11 protein-coding genes and 1 rRNA gene are annotated in these 13,938 nt (G+C 72.8%); 5 read left to right on the top strand and 7 right to left on the bottom strand.

What is annotated here, in order from left to right:
- Positions 1–110: 110 nt before the first annotated feature.
- The 6 genes from ACFYU9_RS06100 to mtrA all read right to left on the bottom strand — a co-directional run bounded on the left by ACFYU9_RS06100 (position 111) and on the right by mtrA (position 7,648).
- Positions 111–866: a response regulator gene (locus ACFYU9_RS06100; protein WP_389218691.1), complete on the bottom strand. Its 756-nt coding sequence runs from the start codon at positions 864–866 to the stop codon at positions 111–113.
- 240 nt (positions 867–1,106) lie between these two features.
- Positions 1,107–1,790 carry a ribosome hibernation-promoting factor, HPF/YfiA family gene (gene hpf, locus ACFYU9_RS06095; protein ID WP_389218688.1) on the bottom strand — a complete coding sequence of 228 codons (684 nt, stop codon included), beginning with the start codon at positions 1,788–1,790 and terminating at the stop codon, positions 1,107–1,109.
- 293 nt (positions 1,791–2,083) lie between these two features.
- Positions 2,084–2,926 (bottom strand): ComF family protein, encoded by an 843-nt coding sequence (locus ACFYU9_RS06090; protein WP_389218685.1) that lies wholly within the window; start codon positions 2,924–2,926, stop codon positions 2,084–2,086.
- 133 nt (positions 2,927–3,059) lie between these two features.
- A complete protein-coding gene (locus ACFYU9_RS06085) occupies positions 3,060–4,832 on the bottom strand; it encodes an LpqB family beta-propeller domain-containing protein (protein ID WP_389218839.1) in 1,773 nt (590 codons plus the stop codon).
- Between the two features lie 112 nt (positions 4,833–4,944).
- Positions 4,945–6,969 carry an MtrAB system histidine kinase MtrB gene (gene mtrB, locus ACFYU9_RS06080; RefSeq protein ID WP_389343070.1) on the bottom strand — a complete coding sequence of 675 codons (2,025 nt, stop codon included), beginning with the start codon at positions 6,967–6,969 and terminating at the stop codon, positions 4,945–4,947.
- Position 6,970: 1 nt separating this feature from the next.
- Positions 6,971–7,648, bottom strand: coding sequence for a two-component system response regulator MtrA (mtrA, locus tag ACFYU9_RS06075; protein WP_197990047.1), 678 nt, complete (start codon positions 7,646–7,648; stop codon positions 6,971–6,973).
- A 568-nt stretch (positions 7,649–8,216) separates the two neighbouring features.
- Between mtrA and ACFYU9_RS06070 the strand changes: the two genes are divergently transcribed.
- Genes ACFYU9_RS06070 through ACFYU9_RS06050 form a run of 5 tightly spaced genes read left to right on the top strand, consistent with a single transcriptional unit; the run spans position 8,217 to position 13,564 of the window.
- Complete coding sequence (locus ACFYU9_RS06070; RefSeq protein ID WP_389343067.1) at positions 8,217–9,401, top strand: hypothetical protein; 1,185 nt, start codon at positions 8,217–8,219, stop codon at positions 9,399–9,401.
- A gap of 4 nt (positions 9,402–9,405) precedes the next feature.
- Positions 9,406–10,086: a DUF4129 domain-containing protein gene (locus tag ACFYU9_RS06065; protein WP_389343064.1), complete on the top strand. Its 681-nt coding sequence runs from the start codon at positions 9,406–9,408 to the stop codon at positions 10,084–10,086.
- Complete coding sequence (locus tag ACFYU9_RS06060; protein ID WP_389343061.1) at positions 10,083–11,276, top strand: DUF4350 domain-containing protein; 1,194 nt, start codon at positions 10,083–10,085, stop codon at positions 11,274–11,276. The genes ACFYU9_RS06065 and ACFYU9_RS06060 overlap by 4 nt, the downstream gene beginning before the upstream one ends.
- The gene (locus tag ACFYU9_RS06055) at positions 11,273–12,256 is read left to right on the top strand and encodes an AAA family ATPase (protein WP_389343058.1); all 984 of its coding nucleotides are present in this window, start codon (positions 11,273–11,275) and stop codon (positions 12,254–12,256) included. Before ACFYU9_RS06060 ends, ACFYU9_RS06055 begins: the two co-directional genes overlap by 4 nt.
- A 12-nt stretch (positions 12,257–12,268) precedes the next feature.
- Positions 12,269–13,564, top strand: coding sequence for a DUF58 domain-containing protein (locus ACFYU9_RS06050; protein WP_389343055.1), 1,296 nt, complete (start codon positions 12,269–12,271; stop codon positions 13,562–13,564).
- Positions 13,565–13,674: 110 nt separating this feature from the next.
- Here the strand turns inward: ACFYU9_RS06050 and rrf are convergent.
- Positions 13,675–13,791 (bottom strand): 5S ribosomal RNA (gene rrf, locus ACFYU9_RS06045).
- Positions 13,792–13,938 lie beyond the last annotated feature (147 nt).

The raw sequence follows: 13,938 nt of genomic DNA, 5'->3' as shown, positions 1-13,938 counted from the left end.
GGCCGGTGGCCGGTGGCCGGTGGCCGGTGGCCGGTAGCTCAGGATCCGACGGGCTCGGGGGCCGGGGCCGGTGGGCGGGCCGAGGCCTGGGGGGTGGTAGGCGGCCGTGGTCAGCGGATCTCGAGGATCTTCTCCCGCATCGCGTAGACCACGGCCTCCATCCGGGAGTGCAGCTGCAGCTTCTCCAGGATGTTGCGGACGTGGTTCTTCACGGTGTTCTCGGAGATGAACAGCTCCTTGGCGATGTCCCGGTTGTTCATGCCGGTCGCGACGAGCTTGAGGACCTCCAGCTCGCGGTCGGTCAGCCGGGGCGCGGGCACCAGCCGGCGCTCGTCGGTGCGCTGGATCATCGACTTGAACTCGGTGAGGAGCTTCGACGCCATCGACGGGCTGATCTGCGACTGGCCGTCGGCGACCGCGCGGATCGCGGTGGCGACCTCGTCGGTGGAGATCTCCTTGAGGAGGTAGCCGGTGGCGCCCGCCTTGATCGCGTCGTAGAGGTCGGCCTCTTCGTCGCTGATCGTCAGCATGATGATCTTCGCGCTGGGAGCGACCTCCTTGATGGAGGTGCAGGCCTCGATGCCACCGCGCTTGGGCATCCGGACGTCCATCAGGACGATGTCGGGGAGCAGATCCGCGGCCTTGTCGACCGCCTCGGCACCGTCGCCCGCCTCGCCGACGACCTGGATGTCCTCTTCCTGCGCGAGAACGATCTCCAGACCGCGGCGGAAAAGGGCGTGATCGTCCACGACGAGGACCCGGATCGGCTCGTCCCGTGACGCGCCGCTGGCCGAATCCATTCCCTCCGGGTTCAGCGCGCTCTCGGGCTCTCGTCCGCCGTGCAAAGGCCCGAAGCTGTCCGCCATGGTTCCTCCCCCTGAAGGCCGTGGCCTGAAGTCGTGTGCTGATTCGCTTTTAGGTCCCCAACCGCTGCTCGGGGAGCACCGGTTGGCGTGCACGCCATAGTTTCATGCCGAGGCGGCCGGCAGGTGATCCCGTGGACGCACGGGGGCGCGCACGGTCGCACAGGGGTGCCCCTGGGAGCACTCGGGGCGCTCCAGGGGCACCGTTTCGTGGTCGTCCGCGACCGGGTCGGTGGCGGAGGGTCAGCCGCCGAGCGCCCCGCCCGCGCCGCCCCCCTCGGACTCGGCGAACGGGTCGTTCTCGACTCGGATGACGCCGAAGTCGTACGCGTGCCGTCGGTAGACGACACTCGGCAGCTTGGTGTCGGCGTCGACGAAGAGATAGAAGTCGTGTCCGACCAGCTCCATCTCGTAGAGCGCCTGGCCGAGACTCATGGGAGCGGCCTTGTGGGTCTTCTCCCGGACCACCAGCGGCCCTTCGCCCTGGACCTCGATCGAGCCCATCATCGTGGTGGGCACGTCGGGCTCCTCGGGCACGAGCTCGCCGCTTCCGTTGAGCTGGGCGACACCCGGCACCACGTCGGCGACCTCCGCGGCCGACAGCCGGCCGTTGCCGCGGCGGGTGAACCGCTTGTCGTGCTGCCTGCGCAGCCGGGCCTCCAGCTTTCCGTGGGCGAGGTCGAGCGCTGCGTACGGGTCGCCTGCTGACGCTTCCGCCCGGATCACCGGGCCTCGGGAATGAACGGTGATCTCCACGCGGTCGGACCGGTCGGCCTGCCGCGGGTTGGTCTCCTTGGACACCTCGACGTCGAGGCTGATCACCTTGCCGTCGAGCTTCTGGATCTTCTCCAGGTTCAGCTTCTCGGCCACGTGCTTCCGGAACCGCTCGGGCACCTCGGTCTTGCGGCCCTTGACGACGATGTCCACGCAGAACTCCGTTCCCGGATCACTCGTTACGGCACCTTGGCCGGCGAGCTTCTCCCTTTGCACCAGACCCCGGCGATTACCGGAGTCTCGGACTTGGCGACCTGACCTCCTCCTCCCCAGCCGACAAGCTCCCCACCCCATCAACCAGAGGTTAATTCGCCCTGAACTCCCGTCCTGTAGGCGCACCCGTGCATTCGGTGAGGCGTGGCATTCGCCATTCCTCACAACCGAACATAGCTCGTTCGGACGGGTGTCGGCACCCGGTGCGGCCAGTTACCTCCATTCGGGTGTTTTCACCTCTCACCACCTGCAACGATGCAACTTCCCCGTGAGTTCCGGTTTAATTCGAACGAGGCAGGAGAGGATGCGACTACCGCCGCTGCCGGGCGTTCGAATAGTGCTTCCGCCGCGCCTTCCTGTGAACTGCCCGGTAATCCGTGGAAGATGAACGGCCGGTGTACGCCGCCCGCCGCGACACGGGCCTCCGCGAGCGCCCGCGCGGCCTCCGCGAGCGAGGCCCCGGTGGTCATCAGGTCGTCCACGAGCACCACCCGTCCGCCGCTGCGCGCGGCCTCGCCGAGCAGCCGCACGCCGCTTCCCGCGACCTCCAGCGCCCCCGCCAGGTTCGCCAGCCGCTCTCCCGCGCCGAGCCCCGACTGGTCGGCGACCCACCGCCGCTGCCGCAGCACCGGCAGCACCCGCGCCGCCCGGCCGGCACGCCGCAGCCGCCCGGCCGCGGCCAGCGCGATCCGCCGTGTCGGATCATGGCCACGCGCGCGCACGGAGCGCCGCGACGACGGCACCGGTACGAGAAGCAGCGGACCGCGTCCGGATCCGCCGAAGCCCCCGGCAGCAGCCGTCACGGCCCCGGCGAGCGCCACGCCGAGGGGTCTCGCGAGCGGCAGCGCGCCGCGCTCCTTGTGGGCGAGCAGCAGCGCCCGCACCGCGCCCTCGTACGGCGCCGCGGCATGCACCGCCGGCAGTCCCGCGGGCTCGGGCGCCGGCCGCACCCTGCCGGGGCCTTCCCCGGTCAGCTCGGCCTCGCACGACGGGCACAGCGCCGTACGCGGTCTCCCACAGCCTCCGCAGGAAACCGGCAGCACCAGCCCGGCGACCTCTCGCCACCACCCCTGCATGGCACCACTGTCCTCCTGCCCGGCGCCCCCGGCCACCCCTGTGGACAACGGCCTGTGGACAACCGGCGCGGATGGCCGAGAAGGGCACGCCGGGGGCCCGCCCTCCGGCCCTCGCGCGTCCTCGCGCCCCGTCTCAGCCCGGGTAGACCGGCGAGCTGCCCGGCTTCGCCACCGGCTGCCAGTTCGCGCCCGGCACGAGCCGCACGATGCCGTCGTTGCCGGAGTTCGCGACCACCGGGGCGCTCTGGTCGGCCCCGTACGGCGCGGCGACCGACGTGACGCCGTTCAGGCCCGGCAGGACGGAGGTGGACGAGGTGGAGCCGTCGGTCTGGACGTACCGCACCTGCTGCACGCCGCCCTTCTCCGTGCCGACCACGACGAGCCGGCTGGGCCCGGCCCAGGAGACGGCCGTGACCGACTCCAGGCGGGGTGCGGCGTCCTGCAGGTCCTTGACGGTGATCTCGACGCGGCCGTCCTCGACCGTGCGCTCGACCCGGCCGATCTGCAGCGTGGTGCGCTTGTCCCGGGTCACGAGCAGCGCGATGCGCACGCCGTCCGCGGAGACCCGCAGCGACTCGACGCGGGCGCCGTCGCGCAGCCACGGCGTGACGACCTCGACGCGCTCGCCCTGGCCGCCCGGCACCAGCCACAGCCGCGGCTTCAGCGGGTTGCGGTCAGCGACCCACAGGTCGCCGCGGCCGTCCCAGCTGGGCGCCGAGAGCCGGTCATCGGGCCGCAGCGCGCTGCTGATCACGACCGGCGCGGGCAGCTCCTCCTCGGTGGTGATCGAGCCGACGCGCAGCTCGCGCCCGTCGTTGACGATCGCGGCCGCGCGGTTCTCCTCGCGGTCCACCGCCACCGACCGCAGCGGCACCGCGCCCTTGCCGAACGGTCCGGGCACCTCGGCCGGCTTGTCCGGCTGGCGGCCGCCGACCGACAGCATCATCAGCCGCTCGTGCTCGTCGACGAAGTACGGGTTCTCGCCGCGGCCCGGGTTGCGGACCGGCGAGTACTCCTGGAGCGCCTGCCCCTTGCCGAGCAGGCACAGCCGGTTGCCCTTGCTGCCCTGGATCTCGACCTGCTCGACGCGCACGGACGTCAGGTCGCCCAGGGTGAACAGCAGCTGCGCGGCCATGCCCTTGCAGGCCGGCGCGTTGACGTTGTCGGCCTTGGCGTTGAGCGGGACCTTGAGGGTGGACTGGTCGTCGGGGGTCAGCGACCTGACGTCCTCGCGCAGCTCCGTGCCGGACGGGAAGCGCGAGTCGACCGCCGGGCCGAGCCACTTCGTCGGGCCGTCCAGGAGCGCCTTGACGGTCTGCGTCACCGGATCCATGCGGGTGACCGGGTCCTGGCGCTGCCGGATGTAGACGGGGTCGGCGACCAGCCAGCTCTCGCCGGAGGCGAAGTAGTACTTGTTGACCGAGCGGTAGTTGCGCAGGAAGTCCGCCTCGCCGAGCACCAGGCCGGGCGGCAGGCTGTCGATCCGCCACTCCTTGGTCTTGCCGTCGGCCGACGGCTGCTGCACCACGTGGATGGCCGTGTCGAACTCGGACGGCACCTCCGGCCGGTACGCGTGCTTCGCGTCGACCTCGGCGATCCGCCGCCCCGAGATCGGGAACGTCCGCCCCTGGCTGTCCGGGTCACCGGGCCGGTCGGCCTGGTCGCGGTCGGGCGCGGTGGTGAGCACCGTGATGCTCTCCTCCGGCTTCCAGGTCCGCGCGGCCTGCTTCGTCAGGTACTTGCGCGCCGTCGCGAAGCCGGGGTCGTCACTCGTCATGGCCTCCAGGAAGCCGTCGACGATCTCGTCCGGGTCGGCGTTGTCCCGTGGCGCGACGGCGTACACCCGCACCTGCGAGTCGCCGGCGTTGGACGCCTTCACCGCCTGCACGTCCCCGTTGTCGGGCATCCCGGCGCACCCGGTGACGACGAGCGCGCCGCAGGCGATCAGCACCACGCCGCGCCCGGTCCGCCCGGCCGCCGACCGTCCCCGCCCCAGGGTCTCCCGCTTCCCTCGATGGTCAGCGCCCACCAGTTCCGTCCTCCCGCTCGGCGCGCGTCGACGCCATCGCCTCACCACCGTCGCCGTCGACCCCCTCCGCGGGCCGGGCGACCACCCGGGCACCGCTGCCCGGCAGGGCCGTCGGATCCACCGTCGCCCGCGGCGCCGGCGGTATCCGCGGCGGTACGGGCAGAGCCGGGCGCACCGCGCCGGCCGGCTGCACCGGCACGCCCGCGAGCCGCCCGCCGGACGCGGCGCCACCGCCCGTGCCCGCGGCGCCGCCGTCCCCGGTCAGGGCCGCCTGCTCGCGGTTGCGCCGCGAGTCCTCGGGCTCCAGCGGGATCGGGGAGCCGCGCAGCGGCTCGTCCGCGGTACGGGGCAGGGTCAGCCGGAACTGCGAGCCGCCGCCGGCCTCGCCCCACGCCTGGAGCCAGCCGCCGTGCAGCCGCGCGTCCTCGACGGCGATCGACAGGCCGAGGCCCGTACCGCCGGTGGTGCGGGCGCGGGCCGGGTCGGCGCGCCAGAAGCGGTTGAAGACCCGGGTCGCCTCGCCGGGCTTGAGGCCCACGCCGTAGTCGCGCACGGCCACGGCGACGGCCCCGCCCGCGGCGGCCAGGCGCACGATGACGTCCTTGCCCTCGCCGTGCTCGACCGCGTTCACGACCAGGTTGCGCAGCACCCGCTCGACCCGGCGGGCGTCCGCCTCGGCCACCACGGGCTGCTCGTCGCCGACGACGACGATCCGGCTGCCCTTGCGCTCGGCCAGCGGCTCCGCGCCGCCGATGACCCGCCGTACCACCTCGCGCAGGTCTATCGGCGCGGCCTCCAGGGCCGCCGCGCCCGCGTCGAAGCGGCTGATCTCCAGGAGGTCGGAGAGCAGTGACTCGAAGCGGTCGAGCTGGTCGCCGAGGAGCTCGGCGGAGCGCGCGGTGACCGGGTCGAAGTCGGCGCGCGCGTCGTGGATGACGTCGGCCGCCATCCGCACGGTGGTCAGCGGGGTGCGCAGCTCGTGCGAGACGTCGGAGACGAAGCGCCGCTGCATCCGGGACAGCTCCTCCAGCTGCTGGATCTTCAGCTGGAGGGTCTGCGCCATCTTGTTGAAGGCCTCGCCGAGGCGCGCGATGTCGTCCTCGCCGGTGACCTTCATCCGCTCCTGGAGGCCGTTGACCGACAGCCGCTCGGCGACCCCGGCGGCCATCCGCACGGGCGTGACGACCTGCCGCACCACCAGCCAAGCGATGGCGCCCAGCAGCACGACGACGAACAGCCCGGCGGTCGCCAGGGTGGCCTTGACCAGGGCGAGGGAGTCGCCCTCCTGGGTGAGCGGGAAGAGGTAGTACAGCTCGTACGGCTGGCCGTCGGCGTCGTTGAGCCGCTTGCCGACCACCAGGCCGGGCTCGGACGGCTTGCCGCTGGTGTAGTGGATGCGGGCGTACGTCTGGAAGGTGTTGGTGCCCTGCGCGACGCTGTGCCGCAGTTCGGCGGGGATGCTCGTGGTCGGGTCGACCTCGCCGGAGGCGCGGGCGCCGCGGCTGGCGGTGTCGCCGGTCTCCAGGGAGAGCGCGACCACGTTGAACGCGCTCTGGCCGCCGCTGGCGAGCTGCTCGACCAGCGTGGAGCGCCAGTTCACCGAGGATCCGGCGCGGCCGCCGTCCTGCTCGCCCGGCGCGGGCTGCGTGGTCGCGGCCCGGTCCTGCGCGGCGGAGAACCCGCCGGCGGCCTGGCTCTGCGCGGCCTTCTCCTTGGCGTCGAGCAGGCCGTTGCGGACCTGGCCGATGACGACCAGGCCGAGCAGCAGCACCACGCCAAGCGACATGAGGAGGGTGCCCGCGACGACCCGCACCTGCAGGTTGCGCCGCCACAGCCGTACGGCGGGCAGCAGCGGACGGCGCACCCAGCGCGCTATCAGCCGGAACGCGGGTCCGCCCGGTGTCCCGACCTGGAGGAGGCGGCCCAGACCCCGGCCCCCCCTCCCCGGTCCGGCAGCCCGCCCCGCACGGACCCCCGGGTCCCCGGCCTTGGGAGCAGCACTGCCCTTGCTCATGTCAGCTGGGTCCCGCCTTGTAGCCGACACCGCGGACGGTCACGACGATCTCCGGGCGCTCGGGGTCCTTCTCGACCTTCGAGCGCAGCCGCTGGACGTGCACGTTCACCAGACGGGTGTCGGCGGCGTGCCGGTAGCCCCACACCTGCTCCAGGAGCACCTCGCGTGTGAACACCTGCCACGGCTTGCGGGCCAGCGCGACCAGCAGGTCGAACTCCAGCGGCGTCAGTGCGATCGACTGACCGTCCCGCTTCACGGAGTGCCCGGCCACGTCGATGACCAGGTCACCGATGGTCAGCTGCTCCGGCGCCGGCTCCTCCGACCTCCGCAGCCGCGCCCGGATCCGGGCGACGAGCTCCTTCGGCTTGAACGGCTTGACGATGTAGTCGTCGGCCCCGGACTCCAGGCCCACGACGACGTCGACCGTGTCGCTCTTGGCCGTGAGCATGACGATCGGCACCCCGGACTCGGCCCGGATCAGCCGGCACACCTCGATGCCGTCCCGACCGGGCAGCATCAGATCGAGCAGCACCAGATCCGGCTTGGCCTCACGGAAAGCGGCGAGTGCCTTGTCACCGTCCGACACGAACGACGGCTCGAAACCTTCACCTCGCAGCACGATCCCGAGCATCTCGGCGAGTGCCGTGTCGTCGTCGACGACAAGAACGCGTCCCTTCATATCGACATCATCCCATTTCCGTATCAGTCTCAAGGCGGCTGGTGAGATACCTCACTGACCTGCGGTGACGTCCCCGTTTGCCCGCCGTGAATGGCCGATGTCTGTGGGTGTCGATGTCAGACACGGATGTCACCCCCGTGGCCCCCGCCGGTCGCCCTGCACCGTACCCTGCGCGGCTGACATAGGCCCATGGGGAGGACGCCCGCACGGCGCCGCCCGATCACCGCCGCCCCGCTGCTCCGGCGGAACGATCACCGGCGGAGGCGCTGGGGCCACGACGGCACCAGCCGCTCCCGGCACCGCGATCGCCCACGGGCCCGCCCCACGCACGACCGTGTCCCGCCGCTCCCCCGTACCACCGCCTTTCGTACGGATGGATCGGCGTTCGGCACGGTCCGGCCCGCGACGGCCCCGGTAGAAGGCCGCGGGAGGTATGGCCGGGCCCGCCCGTGGGCGGGCCTCGCGTGGCACGATGGCTCCCGGCCCGCCGCCCTGCCGGGCGGACGGCCGCTGAGACCGAGCCGGTTCGGCGATCCGGCACCGCGACCAATCCTCGAGGTGGACCACCGTGAACGACACTCCGGGCTGGACCTCGCCCGGATCTGCCCCCTCCGACGGCCAGAACGGCACGCCCGGCCGCCCGGACGGCTCCGCCTCCGAGTGGTCCCAGCAGCAGCCGCCCGCCGGGCAGTGGCAGTCGCCCGCCGCCCCGCCGCAGGCACCGGCCCGCGCGCACAGCGGCCAGGGCGTCCCGGGCTGGGGCCCGCAGCCCCCGCACGGCCAGTGGGGCGTGCCCGCGGCCGTGAAGCCGGGCGTGATCCCGCTGCGTCCGCTGTCGCTGGGCGAGATCCTCGACGGCGCCGTGACGACCATGCGCCGCTACTGGCGGACCGTCCTCACCGTCACCGTCACCGTCGCGGTGATCATGCAGATCGCGGAGACGCTGACCCAGCGCTATCTGATGCCGACCCCCGCCACGGTGGACCCGGACGCCGGCCCCGCCGAGGTGATGGCCCAGACCGTCGAGTCGATGAAGGCCGGTGTGATCGCCTCGATCCCGGCCTACGTGATCATGATCGTGGCCACGCTCGTCAGCGCCGCGCTGCTCACCATCGTCATCAGCCGCGCCGTCCTCGGCCGCCCCGTCGACCTGGCCACCGCCTGGCGCGAGGCCCGCCCGCGGCTGCTGCAGCTGCTCGGTCTGACCCTCCTGGTGCCGCTGATCGGCGCCGCCGTCATGTTCGTCGCCATGCTGCCCGGCATCCTCCTCGAAACCGCGGGCGGTGGTGGCGGCCTCGTCGTCGCCGGTGCCCTCATCGGTCTCGTGGCCATGATCTGGCTGATGATCCGCTTCAGCCTGGCCTCGCCCGCGCTGATGCTGGAGCGCCAGGGCGTCATCAAGGCACTCAAGCGCTCGGCGAAGTTGGTGCAGGGCTCCTGGTGGCGCATCTTCGGCATCACCCTGCTCACCCAGCTGATCGTGGCCATCGTCGCCTTCATCCTCGCGCTGCCGTTCGGCATCATCGCGGTGATCGTCTCGAGCGACGGCCTCGCCGGCATCAGCAGCGGCAGCTTCCAGACCACCTGGTCGTTCCTGCTCATCAGCGGCATCGGCGGGATCGTCACGAGCGCCGTCACCTACCCGGTCATGGCCGGCGTGACCGTCCTCCTCTACATCGACCAGCGCATCCGCCGGGAGGCGCTCGACATCGAGCTCACCCGGGCCGCCGGACTCGCCGGCCAGGGAGGCTGATGGCGTGACGGTCACGGGGGGAACGGCCGGCGACGTACCGGTGGGCATTCCGCGCGTCCCCGCCCAGGAGGCGGCCGAGCGGGAACTGTCCAAGCCGATGTACCACGAGAACGATCCGAGTCCTCTCCAGCGCGCTCTCGACCGCTTCTGGGACTGGATCGGCCACCTCTTCGACGCGGCCGCCGGCGCGACGCCCGGCGGCGTCGTCGGCGTCGTGGCCGTGGTCCTGGTCGTCATCGCCCTGGTCGCCGCCCTCTGGTGGCGCCTCGGCACCCCCCGTCGCGCACCCTCCGGCGGCGGCGACGCCCTCTTCGACGACGGCCCGCGCCCGGCCGCCGAACACCGGGCCGCCGCCGCCCGCCACGCCTCCGCCGGCCAGTGGAACCAGGCCGTCCAGGAACGCATGCGGGCCATCGTCCGCTCCCTCGAAGAGCGCACCCTGCTCGAACCCCGCCCCGGCCGCACCGCCGACGAGGCGGCCGCGGAGGCCGGCCGGTCCCTGCCAGGCCACGCCGACGGCCTGCGCTCGGCCGCCCGCGCCTTCGACGACGTCACGTACGGCGGCCGCTCCGCCGACGAGCCCGCGTACCAGCGCATCGAGCAGCTCGACACCGCCCTGGAACGCGCCAAGCCGTCCCTCTCCGCGACCGGCACCGCCTCCGCCTTCACGGAGGCGCCCCGATGAGCCGGCGGGCCGCCGGCGCCACCTCGACCTCGCTCACGCCCCGTCAGCTCTGGGCCCGCGCCCGCGGCACGCTCGTGCTCCTGGCCGTCCTCCTGCTCGGCGGCGTCCTCCTCGCCACGGTCCGCTCCGCCGACCACGGCGGCTACCTCGACCCGCGCTCCGTCGACCCCTCCGGCGGCCGGGCCGTCGCCGAACTCCTCAGGGCCCAGCGCGTCACCGTCGACGTGGCCGACAGCCTCACCGAGGCCACCGCAGCCACCGGCGCCGACACCACCCTCCTCGTCACCGCCCCGGACCTGCTCACCGACGATCAGCAGTCCACCCTGTACGGGGCGATGACCCGCTCGGCCGGCCGCACCGTCCTCCTCGGCGCCGGCCTGCCCTCCGTCGGAACCCTCGCCCCGGGCATCGAGACCTCCGTGGGCACCACGGTGTCCACCCTCGAACCCGGCTGCACCCTGCCCGCCGCCTCCCGCGCCGGCAGCGTCGAGCTCGGCGGCGAGCGCTACCGGACCGGCACGGCCACCGCCGACGCCTGCTACCTCTCCGACGGCCTGCCGACCCTGGTCCGCCTCCCCGGACCGGGCACCGCCGACACCGTCCTGCTCGGCTCGCCGCAACTCCTCACCAACAAGCGCCTCGCCCAGCAGGGCAACGCCTCCCTGGCCCTGCAACTCCTCGGTTCCCGCCCTCATCTCGTCTGGTACCTCCCCTCGCTCACGGACGTGCCCGCCGACCCCGAGGCCGCGGACGACCCCACCGGAGCCTTCCTCGACCTGGCCCCCTCCGGCTGGCTGTGGGGCACCCTCCAGCTCGCCGTCGCGGCCCTGCTCGCCGCCCTCTGGCGCGGCCGCCGCCTCGGCCCCCTGGTGACCGAGCAACTCCCGGTCGCCGTCCGCGCCTCCGAGGCCACCGAGGGCCGCGCCCGCCTCTACCGCAAGGCCGACGCCCGCGACCGCGCGGCGACCGTCCTGCGCACCGCGACCCGCACCCGGATCGCCCCGCTCCTCGGCGTCCCCTCCAAGGACGCCCACACCTCCGATCTCCTCCTGCCGGCACTCTCCGTCCGGCTCCCCGACGACGCCGGCCACCGGGACCTCCTCTTCGGCCCGGCGCCCGCCGACGACACCGCCCTGATCCGCCTCGCCGACCAACTCGACGCCCTCGAAAGAGAGGTACGCACCTCATGAGCGCCCCGACCCCCGAGACCGTGCCGAGCTCGGACCGCGCCCGCGCCTCCCTGGAGGCCCTGCGCACCGAGATCGGGAAGGCCGTGGTCGGCCAGGACCCCGCCGTCACCGGTCTCGTCGTCGCCCTGCTCTGCCGGGGCCACGTGCTCCTGGAGGGAGTCCCCGGCGTCGCCAAGACCCTCCTGGTGCGGACGCTCGCCGCCGCGCTCGAACTCGACACCAAGCGCGTGCAGTTCACGCCCGACCTGATGCCGAGCGATGTCACCGGCTCCCTCGTCTACGACACCCGGACCGCCGAGTTCTCCTTCCAGCCCGGGCCGGTCTTCACCAACCTGCTGCTCGCCGACGAGATCAATCGCACGCCCCCGAAGACCCAGTCCTCACTGCTGGAGGCGATGGAGGAGCGTCAGGTCACCGTGGACGGCACGCCCCGCCCGCTGCCCGAGCCGTTCCTCGTCGCCGCGACGCAGAACCCCGTCGAGTACGAGGGCACCTATCCGCTGCCCGAAGCCCAACTCGACCGCTTCCTGCTGAAGCTGACGGTCCCGCTGCCCTCACGCGAGGACGAGATCAACGTCCTCACCCGGCACGCCCAGGGCTTCGACCCGCGCGACCTGAAGGCCGCCGGAGTCCGCCCCGTCGCCGGACCCGCCGAACTCGAGGCCGCCCGGGAGGCCGTGACCAAGGTGACGGTCTCCGCCGAGATCGCCGGCTATGTCGTCGATATCTGCCGTGCCACGCGTGAATCCCCCTCGCTCGTCCTCGGCGTCTCCCCCCGAGGAGCCACTGCCCTGCTCTCCACGTCCCGCGCCTGGGCCTGGCTCACCGGCCGGGACTACGTCACCCCGGACGATGTGAAGGCCCTGGCCCTGCCGACCCTGCGCCATCGCATCCAACTGCGGCCCGAGGCCGAGATGGAGGGAGTCACCACGGACTCCGTCCTCACGTCGATCCTCGCCCACGTCCCCGTACCCCGCTGAGAACGGCGCCCCATGGCCCTCACCGGACGAACCGCCCTGCTCGCCGCCATCGGAGCGCTCCCCGTCGGCATCCTCGCCCCCAACTGGACGGGGATGCTGGCGGTGAACGCGCCACTCACACTCGCAATTCTGTGCGACTACGCGATGGCCGCGCCAGTGCGAACGCTCCAGTTCACCCGAAGTGGTGATACGTCAGTTCGCCTGGGTGACGGCGCCGAGGTCCGACTCACCGTCACCAACCCGTCCCGCCGCCGTCTGCGCGCCCAGCTCCGCGACGCCTGGGCCCCGAGCGCGGCCCAGAACCCCGCACGGCAGCGCCTGACGGTCCCCGCGGGCGAACGCCGCCGCCTCACCACGGCCCTGCGTCCGACCCGCCGCGGCGACCGCAGCGCCGAGCGCGTCACGGTCCGCTCGTACGGCCCGCTCGGCCTCGCCGCCCGCCAGGGCAACCACGAGGTCCCCTGGACGGTCCGCGTCCTGCCGCCGTTCACCAGCCGCAAGCACCTGCCCTCGCGCCTGGCCCGTCTGCGCGAACTCGACGGCCGCACCAGCGTTCTGACGCGCGGTGAGGGCACCGAGTTCGACAGCCTGCGCGAGTACGTGCCCGGCGACGACACCCGCTCCATCGACTGGCGGGCCACCGCGCGCCAGACCACGGTCGCCGTCCGCACCTGGCGCCCCGAGCGCGACCGCCACATCCTGATCGTCCTGGACACCGGCCGCACCTCCGCCGGCCGCGTCGGCGACGTCCCCCGTCTCGACGCCGCGATGGACGCCGCCCTCCTCCTCACCGCCCTCGCCTCCCGCGCCGGCGACCGCGTCGACCTCGTGGCCTACGACCGCCGCCTCCGCGCCCAGGTGCAGGGCCGCTCCGCAAAGGACGTCCTGCCCGCCGTGGTGGACGCCCTCGCCCCGCTCGAACCCTCGCTGGTCGAGACCGACGCCCGCGGCCTGGCGGCCACCGCCCTGGCCCGCGCCCCGCGTCGTTCCCTCATCGTCCTGCTCACGGGCCTGGACGCCGCCCCGATCGAGGAGGGGCTCCTCCCGGTCCTCCCGCAGCTCACCCAGCGCCACACGGTCCTGGTGGCCTCCCCCGCCGACCCGCACATCGCCCGCATGGCGACCACCCGCGGCACGATCGAGGGCGTCTACGAGGCGGCCGCCGCGACCCAGGCCCAGTCCCAACGCCTCCGCACGGCGGAACAGCTGCAGCGCCACGGCGTCACGGTCGTGGACGCGACCCCCGACGAGCTCGCTCCCGCTCTGGCGGACGCGTATCTGGCCCTGAAGGCAGCCGGCCGACTCTGAAGTGCGAGGGCCAGAAGTCCCCCGAGGGGCCTCGGGCCCTCGCACTCTGAAAGTCCTGTAAACGCAGAAAAGCCCCGCACCATACGGTGCGGGGCTTTCCCACAATGATTGTTCGGCGGCGTCCTACTCTCCCACAGGGTCCCCCCTGCAGTACCATCGGCGCTGAAAGGCTTAGCTTCCGGGTTCGGAATGTAACCGGGCGTTTCCCTAACGCTATGACCACCGAAACACTATGAAGTTGAACCGCCGCGCACCCCGAAAGGGGGGGCGTGTTCGTTACTTCAGAACTAACACAGTGGACGCGAGCAACTGAGGACAAGCCCTCGGCCTATTAGTACCGGTCAGCTCCACCCATTACTGGGCTTCCACATCCG

The organism is Streptomyces sp. NPDC004327, from assembly GCF_042873935.1.
GTDB lineage: Bacteria > Actinomycetota > Actinomycetes > Streptomycetales > Streptomycetaceae > Streptomyces.
The sequence above is the reverse complement of the archived record's forward strand: the minus strand, read 5'-3'. Positions and strand labels throughout refer to the sequence as shown.